The following is a 14,686-nucleotide window of genomic DNA, read 5'->3' as shown; positions in this document are numbered from 1 at the left end:
GCGGGAGACGCGCCGTTCCCCCGCCCGGCCTCGGCGGATTCCGGCGCAATCGCCGCGCCTGACAAGCTCCCGCCTAGCCAGGTGGTCTCAACGCCTGCAGCAGCATCTCCACATGCCCCTGCTTCAGCGGCTCTATGGGGAAGTGATCGTCGAGGTCTTTAAAGTCGACGAACATTTCCCGCGACAGAGACAGGGTCACGATGGGGCCCATCAGCACATGCGACAAGAGCTTGTGGTCGATCTCCCTGAAGGTGCCCCGCGCCACGCCGTCCTCGACGATCCGCGCGATCAGCGCCTGCTGCGGCGCCACATAACCGTCGTGAAAGGAGCGCGCCACATTCGGAAACGCCTGCGCCACCTCCGCAATCAGCGGCGACATCCGCCCCACCGGCGAGCAGATCGTGACGTCATAGAGCACCTCCATCGCCTCGCGCAGCTTGTCCTCCGGACCGCGGTCCGAGGCGGCGATCTCCTGCACCCGGTCCAGCGCCTCGGCATAGCCGTGGGTCACGCAGGCGGCGAAGAGATCATCCTTGCCCGGAAAGTGATGATAAAGCGTGGCCTTCGTGATCCCGCAGGCCCTGGCCACCGCACTCATCGACGTGCCCGCAAACCCGCTGTCGAGAAAAAGGCCAGTCGTCACCTCAACGATTTCCGCCCGACGGTCCTTTGTCATGTTTTCCCGCGCCATCCTCTTGACCTTTTCCTGGCTGTCCCTAGCTACCCTACCGAACGGTCGGTTGATATGCTGTGAGAGATAGGACCCCTTATGTGGAAATACCATACATACAGCCTGCTGGTAGCCACATCGCTTGTTTTGCTGCCGATACAGGTGCCTGCCCAGACCGCGGCGCCGATGGCTCAGCCGATCCCGGTGCGCACGATGACCGTTCCCGCGCCCGATCCAGTGATGCAACGCCAGTTCTTTGGCCGTGTCATCGCGCGCGATACTGTCGATCTCGCCTTCGAGGTCAGCGGCCAGATCGAGATGCTGGATGCGCCCGAAGGGGCGATCCTCCCGGCGGGCACACTGCTGGCGCGGCTCGACCCCGGCCCGTTCGAACGACGGGTCGAGCGCGCCGAATTGGCACTGCAGCAGGCCGACCGCGCTCGGACCCGTGCGCTGGCGCTCGCCGACCGCAACGCTGCCTCGCAGGTGCGGGCGGAAGATGCCCAGACCGCGTTCGATCTGGCCGAAGTGGAGCTGCGGGACGCGCGCGCCGCACTTGCCGATGCGCAGATCACCGCACCTTTCGATGCGCAGGTGGCCGATCGCATCGCCTCGCCGCACGCCGTGGTCGACCCGGGCCAGCCCATCCTGCGCCTGCATGATCTCTCGGAAACGCGGGTGCAATTCGACCTGCCCGAACGCCTGCTGCGCCATCTCGGCGACGTCGAGACCGTCCGCTTCGACGGGCACTTGCCGGGCGAGACGGCCCGTCTGCCGCTGGCGTTCCGGGAGTTCCGGGCCGAAACCGGCGAGATCGGCCAGAGCTATGTCATCTCGCTCGCAATCGTGGGCGAGAGGGCCCGGCACCTCCGACCGGGGCAGAGCCTGATCGTCCGCGCCACCATCGACGCGCCCATGCCCGGCACCGCCCTGCCAGCCAGCGCCATCGCCACAACACCCGATGGCGAACGCTACGTGGTGGTGATCGACGACAGCGAGAGCGGTCTGCTTGCACGGCACCACCCGGTCTCGGTCACGGCACCCACCGGCGCCGGCTTTGTCACAACCCCTCTGGACCCGGGCACCGAACTCGTGGCCGTCGGCGCCCATGCCGTGCCCAATGGCGCCTCTGTCAGCCGCTATACCGGTCTCACGCGCGGCGACGGCTGAGCCCATGCAGATCGCCCGCCTGTCCATCGAAAAGCCCCTCTATACGTGGCTGCTGATCCTCTTCTGTCTCTTCGGCGGCGCCGCGGGGTACCTGAGCGTCGGCAAGCTCGAAGATCCGGTCTTCACGCTCAAATCCGCACTGGTGATCACCCCCTACCCGGGCGCGACGGCCCATGAGGTCGCCAGCGAAGTCTCCGAGGTGCTCGCGGCGGAGCTGCAGCAGATGGATGAGGTGGACGTCATCACCTCGGCCAACCGGCCCGGCCTGTCGGTGATCGAGGTTGCCATCAAGGACACCTATGACGGCACCGAGCTGCCCCAGGTCTGGGATGATCTGCGCGACCGGATCGCCGACGCCCGGCCCGACCTGCCGCCCGGCGCCCTGGCACCGCAGGTCAATGACGGCTTCGGGGATGTCTTCGGCCTGCTCTACGCGGTCTCCGCGCCGGGCTACAGCGATGCGGACATCTGGGACATCGCCACCTTCCTGCGGCGCGAACTTCTGTCCGTGACCGGCGTCGCCAATGCCGAGGTACTGGGCCTGCCCGAGGAGGCGATCTTCGTCGAACCCTCCAGCCCGACCCTCACCGAACTCGGCATCCCGCCCGATGTTCTGCTGGGGGCCATCGGCGCTGCCGACACCATCACGCCAACCGGGGCTCTGGGTCAGGGCCGGACCGATCTGCGCACCGAAAGCCCCCTCGCCGATGACAGTGCACAGGCGATCTCCGGGCTGACCTTCGGCTATCAGGGCGAGGTTCTGAACCTGCGCGATGTGGCGTCCGTGACGCGCGCGCGGGTCGAAGCGCCGCGCCAGATCATCCGGCACAACGGGGTAGAGGCCTTCACCCTGGGTGTCGCGGGCCTGACCTCGGAGAACATCGTCACCGTCGGTGCCGCCGTCGAAGACCGGCTGGACGAGATCACGCCGCTGCTGCCCGCCGGGGTCACCGTGACGCCGGTCTACGAACAGCACCGCGTGGTGGCGGCGGCCAACGACGCTTTCCTGCTCAGCCTGGCCACCTCCGTCGCCGTGGTCATCGGCGTGCTGGCGCTCTTCATGGGCTGGCGCGCGGCCATCGTGGTCGGCGGCTCGCTGCTGCTCACCGTCTGCTTCACCTTCTTCTTCATGCACCTCTTCGACATCAAGGTGGAGCGGATCAGCCTCGGCGCGCTGATCATCGCCATGGGGATGCTGGTGGACAACGCCATCGTCGTGGCCGAAGGCATGCAGGTGCAGATGCGCCGCGGACGCAAGGCCGTTGAGGCCGCCGCCGAGGTCGCGCGCCGCACCCAGCTCCCGCTGCTCGGCGCCACTGTGATCGGCATCCTCGCCTTCGCCGGCATCGGGCTCAGCCCCGACAGCTCGGGCGAGTTCCTGTTCTCGCTCTTCGCGGTGATCGGCATCTCGCTGATGCTGTCCTGGCTGCTCGCCGTCACGGTCACGCCCCTGCTGGCCAGCTATTTCTTCCGCACCGCAGATCAGGCGCACGCCGCAGATCCCTACGACACCGCCTTCTTCCGCGGCTACGGTGCCCTCGTGCGGGGCGCCCTGCGGCTGCGCTGGCTGGTCATCGTCTCGCTGATCGGCGCTACGGTCGCAGGCGTCGGCGCCATGGGCTTCGTCAAGCAGCAGTTCTTCCCCCCCGCCACGACACCGCTCGTCTACCTGAACTACCATGCCGCACAGGGCACGACGATCCACGCCGCCTCCGACGATCTGGCGCTGATGGAACGCTGGCTGATGGACCGCCCGGAGGTCACGGCGGTCACCACCACGGTCGGCGCCAGCATGACCCGTTTCATGCTGACCTACACGCCCGAAGACCCGGACCCGGCCTATGGACAGATCGTCATCCGCCTGCGGGACCACACCGACATCCCGCTGCTGCGTGACGCGGCCACGACAGCCGCGCGCGATCTGCTGCCCTGGGCCGAAACGCGGGTGCAACAGATCATCTACGGCCCGCCCGTCGGCGCCGATGTCGAGGTCCGCCTCAGCGGGCCCGATGCCGATGTGCTGCGCCGCCTCGCCGCCGAGGCGCAACACATCTTCGAAACCGAGACCGACCTTCTGACCGTCGAACGCACCGACTGGCGCGAGCCGGAACTGGTCTCCCGGCCCCGCTTCGCCGCCGAGCGCGGCCAGACCCTCGGGATCAGCCGCGGCGATCTTGCCCAGGCCATCGCTCTGGCAACCGACGGGGTGCAGGCGGGCGTTCTCCGCGAGGCCGACCGGCTGATCCCGATCATCGTCCGCACCCCCAGAGAGGAACAGCTCGCCGGCGCGCAGCTGATCGACCAGCCGATCTACGCGCCCGCCGCCGGCAGCTTCACCACGGTGTCGCAGGTCGTCGACGGGTTCGACGTGCTCACCCGCGACGTGGTGATCCAGCGGCGCGACCGGGTGCCGACGGTCAGCGTCCAGGCCTTCACCGTGCCCGACGTGCTGCCGCCCGAGGCCTTTGCCGAGGTGCGCGGCGCCATTGAGGCGATGCCGCTGCCACCGGGCTACCGCATGGAATGGGGCGGCGAGTTCGAAAGCGCCTCGACCGCCCAGGCCAGCCTGGGGCGGCAAATGCCGCTGGCCTTCGGTGCGATGTTCCTGATCACGCTGCTGCTCTTCGGCAAGCTGCGCCAGACGCTGGTGATCTGGACGGTGGTGCCCATGGCCGTCACCGGCGTGGGTCTCGGGCTGCTGTTCACCAGCCTGCCCTTCAGCTTCACCGCCCTGCTCGGCCTGCTCAGCCTCTCGGGCATGCTGATCAAGAATGCCATCGTTCTGGTCGAGGAGATCGACACCCAGAAAAGCGAGGCGGGCCTGGCACAGAGCGACGCCATCGTCGCCGCCTCCGTCACCCGGTTGCGCCCGGTGATCCTCGCGGCTGCAACCACGATCCTGGGGATGATCCCGCTGCTCTCCGACGCCTTTTTCGCCTCCATGGCAGTGGCGATCATGGCGGGCCTCGGCTTCGCCTCCGTCCTGACGCTCATCGGCATCCCGGCGATCTACCACACCTATCTGCGCAAGGAACGGCGCAGCGAAGGAGGCTCCGCAGAGGCCGCAAGCGCGAAAAACGGGACGGCGCGCCCCAAGACGCCGGACGACGAAGGCTACCCCGTCGCCGCCGAATAGGACCGCCGCGCGATCCGCGGATGACACGAAAAAAGAAGGCTCCCAGCGGAGCCTTCTTTTGCCGATCTCAGGTCCGTCTGCGCCCGGATCAGCCCTTGCCCTTCCAGGGCACGAGGATGCGTTCGGCCCATCGCATCAGCATGTCGATGCCGAAGCCGATGACGCCGATCAGGATGATCCCCATGATCACGATATCGGTGTTCTGGAACTTGGACGCGGTCATGATCATCATGCCTGCCCCCTGCTCGGCCGCCACCAGTTCTGCGGCAACAACCGTGCCCCAGCACACACCCATCGCGACCCGCGCGCCGGTGAAGATCTCGGGCAGCGAGTTGGGGACGATCACATGGCGCATGATCTGCCACTTGCTGGCGCCCAGCGAATAGGCCGCGTGCACCTTGGAGATTTTCACACCGGATACCCCCGACCTTGCCGCAATCGCCATGATCCATAGCGCGGCCAGGAACAGCAGGATGATCTTGCCCGCCTCGCCGATGCCTGCCCAGATGATCACCAGCGGGATCAGCGCCAGCGGCGGCACCGGACGCATGAACTCCACAATCGGGTCGAACCAGCCGCGGAACCAGTCGCTCAGGCCCATGGCATAGCCCAGCGGGATCCCCACCAGAGCACCGATCACAAAGCCTACGATCACACGGAACAGCGAATAGCCCAGGTGCTCCAGCAGCGTGAAGTTCCGAAAGCCGGAGCTCACCACCTCCAGCGAGCGGGTCCAGACCGCCTCGGGCGCGGGCAGATAGAGCGGCTCCATCTGCCAGCCCTTCGTGGGCTCGAAGTTCGGCGTGCCCCGGTCGCTCAGCGTGACCGTGCCGCCGTCAACCGCAACGGTCTCCCCCGGCGCAATCGACTCTCCGTTGATCGCCACAACCGTGGCCCCCGCATCGCGGCCCAACTCGTCGTTGCGGTCCACCCGAATGAGCCCCGAGCGCCACTGCGCAATCGCCGCCGCATCGTTCTTGGCAAAGCCGTCACCGGGGTCGACCTCAGGCGCCTCGGTGTCGACCTCGCGCGGATGCACGACCACGGTGACCGTCGCGTCATCCGTCTCGCCGCCCTCGACCTGCGCCGTGTAGGTGAAGCTCGTGGTGCCCTCAAACGGTCCCGGCGCGTGCAGGAACCCCGGCAACAGGTTGGATCCGGTGAAGATCCCCCACATCAGGAAGATCGTCAGGATCGAGATAATGCCCGCCGCCCGGTTCGGCCGCACCGCACTTTCGTCGCCAAAGGTCACCGTCTTCAGCGAGGTATAGTCGCTCAGCCCCGCGCCCTGCACCACCTTGGTCACGATGAAGAAGGCGGCGATGAAAATCGCAACGTAAATCAGCAGAGGGATCATGCCGCGTCCTCCTTACCGCCCATAATTTCTTCTTCCATGTCCCAGATCATGTTCAGGATCTCTTCGCGCTTGGGCCCGAAGTCGGGGTGTTTCTTGACCTCGCGCAGATCGGCATCGACGCCGAGATCCGCAAAGGGCAGCCGGTATTCGGTGTGGATGCGCCCGGGGCGCGGCGCCATCACGATCAGGCGCTCGCCCAGCAGCAGCGCCTCTTCGACCGAGTGGGTGATCAGGATGATGGTCTTGCCGGTCTCCTTCCAGAGCTTGAGCACGAGGCTCTGCATCTTCTCCCGCGTTAGCGCATCGAGCGCGCCCAGCGGCTCGTCCATCAGGATCACGTCCGGATCATTGGCCAGGCACCGCGCCAGCGCCACCCGCTGCTGCATGCCGCCCGAGAGCTCATAGACGGCCTTCTCCTTGAAGTCCTGCAGGCCCACCACATCCAGCAGATGATTGACCGTCTCGTCCTTCTCGGCCTTGGGCGTGCCCTTCATCGAAGGCCCAAAACCCACATTCTCGCGCACCGACATCCACTCGAACAACGCGCCCTGCTGGAACACCATGCCCCGCTCCGCATCGGGCCCTTTGATCTCGTGACCGTTCAGAATCAGCTTGCCCGAGGTCGGCGCCAGAAAGCCCGCAACGATGTTGAGCAGGGTGGTCTTGCCACAGCCCGACGGGCCCAGCACGCTCAGAAGCTCGCCCGCCTTGAGATCAAGCGACACATCCTGCAACGCCTGCACATGGTCGCCGTTGGGCAACTCAAAGCGCATCGATAAATTCTCTATGGATAATCCCGTCATGAGGTCCCCACCTGTTGTCCGCACGAGGGCGGGTGGCTGAGCGGGGTTCGCCCCGCCTCTGGTCTTGATGCAAAGCGGCGCGGGGGTGTCCCGCGCCGCCTGGCCGTCTTACATTTCGCTGGCAGCTTGCAGCGGCCCGATGTTCACCGCGTCCTCATAGCTGTCGAGCGCCGAGTCGATGGACCCCGCCTCGACAAAGACATCCGCAACACCTTTCATGAAGGTCGCCGCATTGGCGCCCAGCCAGCCGTCCGACAGCTGGTCTTCCACGCTGGGGAACTTCATGGTCTCAATCGCCGCCTTGGCCGCATCAAGGTCCATACCGGCCTGCTCGGCGATCACCGCCAGCATCTCGTCGCTGGGGTTGGCGTTCCACTCCGCATTGGCATCCGCCGTCACCTTGAGGAACTTGGACACGATGTCGCCGTTCTCCGCGATGAAAGACGCGGGCGAGGAGGTCACGTCGAAGACCAGAATGCCCAGCTCTTCCTTCTCATCCCCGGTCAGCAACACGTTGCCGTATTCCTTCATGCGCGCCAGACCGCCGCCGTAGCCACAGGCGAAATCCACTGCCTTCTGGCTCAGCGCAGCGGCGCCCTCCGGCGGCGCCATGTCGACAACCTGCAGGCTTGCCACGTCGATCCCGAAGTGGTTCATCTGACGCAGGAAGCCATAGTGCGCCGCAGTGCCCAGCGGCACGGCCACTTTCTTGCCTGCCAGTTCACCCGCGGTTTCCTTGTCGATCTCCAGATCGGCATGCACGACACAGTTGTCATTGTCGGAATAGCTCACCGCCACGTCGACAACCTGAATGTCCTGACCGCCCGACGCGGCCACCACGAAGGGCGGCACACCCTGGCTCAGCGCGATCTGCACGTCGCCCGAGGCCATTGCCGCGGACATCGCCGTGCCGGTCTCGAAGGACACCCAGTTGACCTTCATCCCAAGCGCTTCATCATAAGCGCCCGACGCCTTGGCCGCCATCATCGGCATCGGCCACTCGAGGAAATAGGCGACGGTGAGTTCTTCCGCTGCCGCGCTCTGCGCGCTGATCGCCATCACGGCGCCCGCCACAAAAGCACATGTCGTCTTCTTGATCATTTCGTTCTCCCGTTGATCATACGCCGACCCGTCCCAGGTCGGCCTTCATTTGGTGCGACGCGGCTTGCCGCCGCTTGTTCGTCATGCATTGCACGTCGTCATCCAATGTCAGAATTGCACTGCCTGCAAGGGCATTATTGATACAAAACCGTCACGCAGATGAGACTGCCCGAAAAATGCGCCCCTCTCTTCTCGTCCTGCGGGACTTTGCAAAAACCTGAAAATCCCGATTGCAAAACCCTGAAGTCAGACGGCCTTCTGACCGATCCCGCCGCGCATAGTGGCCAGAGCCGTCCAGGATCAAATGTCCACTTTGACCTGCTCAATGAGTCCAGTTTTGCCTCACGCGTCGCTTTTCCATTCCATCTGGTCGCGCAAGCGCAGCGCGGCCATGGCGAGCCCTGCGCCCAGCACCTGAGGCGTTCGGAATTTGTAAGCGGGGATCTTCGTCACCGGGAACGGCAAGTCCTCCGCCGGCGTCCCAAGCGCCCGCCGTGCCAGTTCGCGCCCCATCACATGGCTCATCGCCACACCGCGCCCGTTGTACCCCAACCCGCAGATCAGACCCGGCGCGGGTTCGTGCAGATGCGGCACCCGGTCTTCGGTCAGCGCGATGTGCCCGCTCCACTTGTACCGCCAGGTGACGCCTTTGAGGCTCGGGAAGGTCTCGGGCGCATCCTTCTGGATCCAGCCAAAGCCGCCAACGCCACCGCGCAGATCGTTGAACCCGATGCCGCCGAAACACATCTGCCCACCGGGCTCGCGCCGCGCATACATGATCAGCCGCCGCGTGTCCGAGATCGTATGCCCCTGCGGCAGGATCGGCCCGATCTCGCTGTCCTCCAGCGGGTCGGTCGCCATCTGCGTCGAATAGAGCGGCAGCACGGAGCCTTTCAGCCCCTTCACCAGGCCATCGGAATAGCCATTCGTCGCCACGATCACGGTCTCGGCGGTGACCGCATGGCCCGCCACATCCAGATGCCAGCGCCCGTCGCGCCGTCGCATGTCCTTCACGGGTGCAAAACTATAAACCTGCGCGCCCGCCGCCCGCGCCACCCGGTCGAGCCCGCGCACCAGCGCCATCGGCTGCACCGCGCCCCCGCGCGCCGAGAGCGTGCCGGTGGCATAGCCCTGCGCCCCGGTCAGCCGCTGCACATCCTCGCGGTCCAGAAACTCGAAATCCGCGCCGTGGCTGTTCCACAGCTTGGCATTCCGCCGCGAGACGTCCCGCGCAGCGGCGCAATGATCCACCCGGATCCACCCCTTCTGCCGCGCGTCGCACTGGATCTGGTAGGCCCGGATCAGATCAAAGAGATCATCTGCGGACCGCAGCGAGGTCTCGGCCATCCGCTCGAAATACTTCGGCCCCACTGCCCGATGCAGATCATCCGGCTCCGCCACCGGCAGCATCGGGTTGACCTGCCCGCCATTGCGCCCCGAGGCGCCAAAGCCCACATCGCCCGCCTCGAAGACGGCAACCGTGCTGCCCGCCTCGGCAAGGCCCAGCGCTGCGCGCAGCCCGGTGAACCCGCCCCCCACGATGGCCACATCCACGGCCAGATCGCCTTCCAGCCTCTCGGCCGGGGCAGCATCGGGAGCGGTCACCCGCCAAAGCGCGTCAGGGATCTGCATGGGCTATCCGTTGCTCACAATTGCGGCAGCGGTCAATGCCGCCACGCAGGCCCCCGATTTGACGGCGCAGGGTCAATTGGCCCACAATAACAGGGCGATGGACCGATCTCGCTTGAAATACCTTTCAATCTGGCTCTATCGTTGCACAGCGTCTGGCCCTACTGCGGATGCCCGAAAAACAGTCATGTCAGTCAAATCCGGAGCGTATCCCGCCCGATTTCACCTGATTCTACGCTTTAAGGAAAGGCCTGACCCATGGACGGCAATTTCAACGAGAACGACCTCAGCCGCGTCGTCGAAGCGGACCGCGCGAATGTCTGGCACCACCTGATCCAGCACCAGCCCTTCTTCACCGGCGCCGACCCCAAGATCATCATCGAGGGCAAGGGCCTGCGCGTCTGGGACCAGAAAGGCATCGAACATATCGACGCGGTCTCCGGCGGGGTCTGGACCGTGAACGTGGGCTACGGTCGCGAGAGCATGGGCGACGCCGTGCGCGATGCGATCGTGAAGATGAACTTCTTCGGCGGCACCGTGGGCTCGATCCCAGGCGCGCTCTTTGCCGAGAAGCTGCTGACGAAGATGCCCGGGCTCGACCGGATCTACTACGCCAACTCCGGTTCCGAGGCGAACGAGAAAGCCTTCAAGATGGTCCGCCAGATCGCTCACAAGCGCTATGGCGGCAAGAAGCACAAGATCCTGTATCGGGATCGCGACTACCACGGCACCACCATCGCCTGCCTCAGCGCGGGCGGTCAGGACGAGCGCAACGCGCAATACGGGCCCTACACGCCGGGCTTCGTGCGCGTGCCGCACTGCCTGGAGTATCGCAAGCACGAACAAGACGGCGCGCCCGATCAGAACTACGGCGAATGGGCCGCGAACCAGATCGAAGAGGTCATCCTGCGCGAAGGCCCCGACACCGTGGGCGCGCTCTGCCTCGAGCCGGTCACTGCAGGCGGCGGCGTGATCGTCCCGCCCGAAGGCTATTGGGAGCGCGTGCAGGAGATCTGCCGCAAGTACGACATCCTGCTGCACATCGACGAGGTCGTCTGCGGCGTGGGCCGCACCGGCGAATGGTTCGGCTACCAGCACTACGGCATCCAGCCCGACATGGTCACCATGGCCAAGGGCGTGGCCTCGGGCTACGCGGCGATCTCCTGCCTCGCGACCACCAACGCCGTCTTCGACATGTTCAAGGACGACGCCAGTGATCACATGAACTACTTCCGCGACATCTCCACCTTCGGGGGCTGCACCGCAGGCCCGGCGGCAGCACTCGAGAACATGCGCATCATCGAGGACGAGGACCTGCTCGGCAACACCACCGCCATGGGCGACTACATGCTGGGCAAGCTGGGCGAGCTGAAAGACAAGCACGCCGTCATCGGCGACGTGCGCGGCAAGGGCCTCTTCCTCGGCGCCGAGTTGGTGAAAGACCGCGACAGCCGCGACCCGGCGGATGAGAAGATGGTACAGGCGGTGGTCAAGGACTGCATGAGCCAGGCGGTGATCATCGGTGCCACCAACCGCTCCCTGCCCGGCAAGAACAACACGCTGTGCTTCTCGCCCGCGCTCATCGCCACCAAGGACGACATCGACCAGATCTGTGCTGCGGTCGACAGTGCCCTGACCCGCGTCTTCGGCTAAGCTATCTGTCCTCCGCGCCCTGCGCGGGGGACGCACCCGGCGCCATCGGTATTATCAAAGGGTTGATCCGAGCTAATGACACGAGTTCTTGGCAAACCGGTCCAGGCTCTTGCTGTGTGAGCCATGCGCTGAAATCATCAGAAAGATGGGGGCCTTTGTTTAGTCGAACACCGGTCCAGTCTGGTGGGATGCCATCGGCGCGGTGTAGCACAGTTATCCCATTCAGAGGTTTTTCCGGGTCCGGGCGGGTAGCGACGTTCCCGAAACCCGACAGCGAATGTTGTCTGCGTTTGAAAAAGACCGACGTTCCGACATGGACATGGCACGCCCCGCAGAACAGAGCTGGCACATACGAGGCCTGAAATACGAGTCGATACGCCTGATCGCTCAGAAACACAGGATCGGTGATCATCACGCTGCGCAGATGCACTTCACTCTCCAGATAAGGCTGGCCGATCTTATCCAGAATGAGTAGCGCGCCCAAGACCACACCCCCGTTCCGATCCTGCGTCAATAGCCGCAATGCGTCGATGACCCGCCCGCCTAAGGCATCGCTCTTTGTCAGCTCAATGATAGCACCCAGCGTCGCCGTGCTGGGTTGCGAGTGCAGCAAGTGATCCTGATTGAACCCGAGCCCGCAGGCCTCGCGCTCCGTCACATAGCTCACAATCGGCTCATCCACGCCCGCCAACCCGAATGACCGTAGCCAGTCCCCCAAGGGTTGGGTCTCGATCGACGCCAGCATCTGATCGCGCAGCTGGTTCACCAGGCTCAGCGTCATGATCTCATTCTGCATCGCCGCCGCTTCGGTCTGCTCCTGCAACCGCAGCGTCTGGCTCTCCATGAACCGCGTCTGCGCGTCCATCAGCTCCTGCTGGGCCTGCATCACGCGGGTCTGATCCTCCAGCTTCGCAATCTGCTCGAACAGCAGCACGGTCCCCGTGAAAGACGCAAAGGCCAGCAGCAACGCCAGTGCCGTGCCAATCACCCAGCGGTAGAAGTTCGACCAGGCGTACCAGCCCAGCACCACGCGGGCGAGCTTGTCCGCCTCGCGCTCCGCCGTTGCCCGGTCCTGCGCAACCGCTGCCGACACGCCCGAAATCAGCGTGGACGAGATGTCTTCCACCGTCGCCTCAGCCCGCCCCGTGAGCCGCCGCAGGATCACCCCGCGAAACAGCAGACCGATCACCAAGAGGCCAACAATGGTGCATATGACAATGAAGAAGGTTGCAGCCCAGTCGCGGGCAAACCCCTGCGTAACGCCCCAGGCGCCGACGGCCACAGGGACGATCACGAGGGCCGCGGCAAAAAACCCGATCCAGAACGACAAATGACGCGACATCACACCCCCAATTGAGCCTCATCCGGCTCAGCCTGCCACAGCGGGGCCCAAGGACCAAAAGCAAATCGTACAGGCAACGGCTCGGCGGCTTTCCGCGCGCGAAAGAGCTGCAGGCTTCTCGGCTCGGAACCCACGCCCGCGCCTGAGCGTTATGAGGATACGAAAAGGAGTAAGTTCATGCGTAAGTTTGTTATCACACTGCCCCTGATTGCGGCAGTCTCGGCCTGCGCCACGCAGGATCAGAATACCATCGCGGGCACCCTCGGCGGTGCTGCGGTGGGCTATGCCCTGGATGACAACGACCGTGGCCGGGGCGCCCTGGTTGGCGCCGCGGCAGGCGCGATCGCCGGCAACCAGCTGGTCCGTCCGACCAGCCCCGGCAGCCGCAACTGTATCTACCAGAACCCGGACGGCTCCCGCTATACGGCGGCCTGCCCCTGAGGCGGCGCCCGCAGGCGGGGCCGGGGCCAAAGCCCCGGCCCCGCCTGCGGGCTCCCCCCTGCTCCGCTAGGCCTGCGTCAGTAGGCCAGCGATCTCGTCTTTCAGACGCAACCGCTCCTTGCGCATCTCCGCAAAGTGAAAGTCATCGGTCGGCTCCACATTGGTCTCCGCCCTGTGGATTGCCCGGTTGATCTCGTGATAGGCTTCCGACAGCTTGGCAAACCGCGCGTCGTTGGTCTTCAGCAGGCTCATCGCCTGCACATGCTCCGGAAACTCCTCGGCCAATTCATGCGGTGTATGCGACATGGTGATCTCCTTCCTGTTTCAAACGGATGCCGTCTTGCGGCGCGCCTTCGGGTGCAGTGAGGACGCCAGAATGTGATCCGCCGAATGGACCACATTGCTCGCCGTCCGCACGATCAGCGGATCGGGCGTCACCTCGATTTTCTCATCGCGGCCCGGATAGTCGAAACTGCACAGGAAGTGCTTCATGCAGTTCAGCCGCGCCCGCTTCTTGTCGTTCGAGCGGATCACCGTCCAGGGCGCGTCGGCGGTGTCCGTATAAAAGAACATCGCCTCCTTCGCCTCGGTATAGTCATCCCACTTGTCGAGGCTTGCGCGGTCGATGGGTGACAGCTTCCACTGCTTGAGCGGGTCCGTCTCGCGCGATGCAAACCGCGCCCGCTGTTCGTCGCGGGTGACCGAAAACCAGTATTTGAAGAGATGAATGCGCGACCTTGTCAGCATCCGCTCGAATTCCGGCGTCTGGCGCATGAACTCCAGATAGTCGCCCGGCGCGCAGAAATCCATCACCCGTTCCACGCCCGCCCGGTTGTACCAGCTGCGGTCGTAGAGCACGATCTCGCCGTCCGTGGGCAGATGCTTGATGTAGCGCTGAAAAAACCACTGGCCGCGTTCTTCGTCCGTGGGCTTATTCAGCGCTACGACGCGCGCCTGGCGGGGGTTGAGGTGCTCCATGAAGCGCTTGATGGTGCCGCCCTTGCCAGCGGCATCGCGCCCCTCGAACAGCATCACCACCTTCTGCCCGGTTTCATGCAGCCAGTGCTGCACCTTCAGCAACTCAACCTGCAGCGCAGCCTTTTCAGCCTCGTAACAGCCGCGATCCATCTTCTTGTCATAGGGGTAGTCGTCCTGCTCAAACCCCGCAGTGGCGGCGGGATCCGGGGCTGGTTTGTCCAGTACCGTATCTTTCATAACAATATCCTTCTGTTGGAGCGTGGGTTGTCTGCGCCCTCAAAACGCCGTTGTCTCTGACATGGATCAAAGCCAGCATCGGAATCACGCAGACCCCGCCCGCAGAGCAAAAACAGATGCTTACCCCTCCCTGCGCGGCGCACCGATGTGGAACGACACGAGACCGACG

The 14,686-nt window shown here is 64.8% G+C and carries 12 protein-coding genes; 4 read left to right on the top strand and 8 right to left on the bottom strand.

Annotated elements, in window-relative coordinates; translation table 11 throughout:
- Window positions 1-73: 73 nt before the first annotated feature.
- Window positions 74-691 carry a TetR/AcrR family transcriptional regulator gene (locus Q1A71_RS07180; protein ID WP_299673514.1) on the bottom strand — a complete coding sequence of 206 codons (618 nt, stop codon included), beginning with the start codon at window positions 689-691 and terminating at the stop codon, window positions 74-76.
- A 78-nt stretch (window positions 692-769) separates the two neighbouring features.
- On the opposite strand from Q1A71_RS07180, the gene Q1A71_RS07175 reads away from it, so the two are divergent.
- Entirely contained in the window at window positions 770-1,840 is a 1,071-nt protein-coding gene (locus Q1A71_RS07175; RefSeq protein WP_299673512.1) for an efflux RND transporter periplasmic adaptor subunit, read from the top strand.
- Window positions 1,841-1,844: 4 nt separating this feature from the next.
- Window positions 1,845-4,976 (top strand): efflux RND transporter permease subunit, encoded by a 3,132-nt coding sequence (locus tag Q1A71_RS07170; protein ID WP_299673510.1) that lies wholly within the window; start codon window positions 1,845-1,847, stop codon window positions 4,974-4,976.
- Window positions 4,977-5,064: 88 nt separating this feature from the next.
- Here Q1A71_RS07170 and Q1A71_RS07165 read toward each other — a convergent pair whose 3' ends face one another.
- The 4 genes from Q1A71_RS07165 to Q1A71_RS07150 form a co-directional block, all read right to left on the bottom strand.
- Window positions 5,065-6,333, bottom strand: a complete 1,269-nt coding sequence (locus Q1A71_RS07165) for an ABC transporter permease (protein WP_299673508.1) — start codon at window positions 6,331-6,333, stop codon at window positions 5,065-5,067.
- Entirely contained in the window at window positions 6,330-7,136 is an 807-nt protein-coding gene (locus Q1A71_RS07160) for an ABC transporter ATP-binding protein (protein ID WP_299673506.1), read from the bottom strand. Before Q1A71_RS07160 ends, Q1A71_RS07165 begins: the two co-directional genes overlap by 4 nt.
- Window positions 7,137-7,244: 108 nt before the next feature.
- Window positions 7,245-8,237: an ABC transporter substrate-binding protein gene (locus Q1A71_RS07155; protein WP_299673504.1), complete on the bottom strand. Its 993-nt coding sequence runs from the start codon at window positions 8,235-8,237 to the stop codon at window positions 7,245-7,247.
- A gap of 342 nt (window positions 8,238-8,579) precedes the next feature.
- Window positions 8,580-9,869, bottom strand: a complete 1,290-nt coding sequence (locus Q1A71_RS07150; protein WP_299673502.1) for an FAD-dependent oxidoreductase — start codon at window positions 9,867-9,869, stop codon at window positions 8,580-8,582.
- Window positions 9,870-10,124: 255 nt separating this feature from the next.
- On the opposite strand from Q1A71_RS07150, the gene Q1A71_RS07145 reads away from it, so the two are divergent.
- Window positions 10,125-11,519 (top strand): aminotransferase class III-fold pyridoxal phosphate-dependent enzyme, encoded by a 1,395-nt coding sequence (locus Q1A71_RS07145; RefSeq protein ID WP_299673500.1) that lies wholly within the window; start codon window positions 10,125-10,127, stop codon window positions 11,517-11,519.
- Window position 11,520: 1 nt separating this feature from the next.
- Here Q1A71_RS07145 and Q1A71_RS07140 read toward each other — a convergent pair whose 3' ends face one another.
- Window positions 11,521-12,861: a hypothetical protein gene (locus tag Q1A71_RS07140; protein WP_299673498.1), complete on the bottom strand. Its 1,341-nt coding sequence runs from the start codon at window positions 12,859-12,861 to the stop codon at window positions 11,521-11,523.
- Window positions 12,862-13,038: 177 nt separating this feature from the next.
- Here Q1A71_RS07140 and Q1A71_RS07135 point away from each other — a divergent pair, with 177 nt between their 5' ends.
- Entirely contained in the window at window positions 13,039-13,302 is a 264-nt protein-coding gene (locus Q1A71_RS07135) for a YMGG-like glycine zipper-containing protein (RefSeq protein ID WP_299673496.1), read from the top strand.
- Window positions 13,303-13,368: 66 nt separating this feature from the next.
- On the opposite strand, the gene Q1A71_RS07130 is transcribed toward Q1A71_RS07135, so the two are convergent.
- Complete coding sequence (locus Q1A71_RS07130; protein ID WP_299673494.1) at window positions 13,369-13,608, bottom strand: YdcH family protein; 240 nt, start codon at window positions 13,606-13,608, stop codon at window positions 13,369-13,371.
- Window positions 13,609-13,626: 18 nt separating this feature from the next.
- Complete coding sequence (gene ppk2 / locus Q1A71_RS07125) at window positions 13,627-14,517, bottom strand: polyphosphate kinase 2 (protein ID WP_299673492.1); 891 nt, start codon at window positions 14,515-14,517, stop codon at window positions 13,627-13,629.
- Between the last annotated feature and the right edge of the window lie 169 nt (window positions 14,518-14,686).

The organism is uncultured Roseobacter sp., assembly GCF_947493125.1.
Taxonomy (GTDB): Bacteria; Pseudomonadota; Alphaproteobacteria; order Rhodobacterales; family Rhodobacteraceae; genus Roseobacter.
This window is presented reverse-complemented; position numbering and strand designations above follow the sequence as displayed.

Bases quoted from the DNA above. Each gene is read 5' to 3' on its own strand.
- Q1A71_RS07130 (WP_299673494.1), bottom strand. From the start codon at position 13,608: ATGTCGCATACACCGCATGAATTGGCCGAGGAGTTTCCGGAGCATGTG.
- Q1A71_RS07175 (WP_299673512.1), top strand. From the start codon at position 770: ATGTGGAAATACCATACATACAGCCTGCTGGTAGCCACATCGCTTGTT.
- Q1A71_RS07170 (WP_299673510.1), top strand. From the start codon at position 1,845: ATGCAGATCGCCCGCCTGTCCATCGAAAAGCCCCTCTATACGTGGCTG.
- Q1A71_RS07165 (WP_299673508.1), bottom strand. From the start codon at position 6,333: ATGATCCCTCTGCTGATTTACGTTGCGATTTTCATCGCCGCCTTCTTC.
- Q1A71_RS07140 (WP_299673498.1), bottom strand. From the start codon at position 12,861: ATGTCGCGTCATTTGTCGTTCTGGATCGGGTTTTTTGCCGCGGCCCTC.
- Q1A71_RS07160 (WP_299673506.1), bottom strand. From the start codon at position 7,136: ATGACGGGATTATCCATAGAGAATTTATCGATGCGCTTTGAGTTGCCC.
- Q1A71_RS07145 (WP_299673500.1), top strand. From the start codon at position 10,125: ATGGACGGCAATTTCAACGAGAACGACCTCAGCCGCGTCGTCGAAGCG.
- ppk2 (WP_299673492.1), bottom strand. From the start codon at position 14,517: ATGAAAGATACGGTACTGGACAAACCAGCCCCGGATCCCGCCGCCACT.
- Q1A71_RS07180 (WP_299673514.1), bottom strand. From the start codon at position 691: ATGGCGCGGGAAAACATGACAAAGGACCGTCGGGCGGAAATCGTTGAG.
- Q1A71_RS07150 (WP_299673502.1), bottom strand. From the start codon at position 9,869: ATGCAGATCCCTGACGCGCTTTGGCGGGTGACCGCTCCCGATGCTGCC.
- Q1A71_RS07135 (WP_299673496.1), top strand. From the start codon at position 13,039: ATGCGTAAGTTTGTTATCACACTGCCCCTGATTGCGGCAGTCTCGGCC.
- Q1A71_RS07155 (WP_299673504.1), bottom strand. From the start codon at position 8,237: ATGATCAAGAAGACGACATGTGCTTTTGTGGCGGGCGCCGTGATGGCG.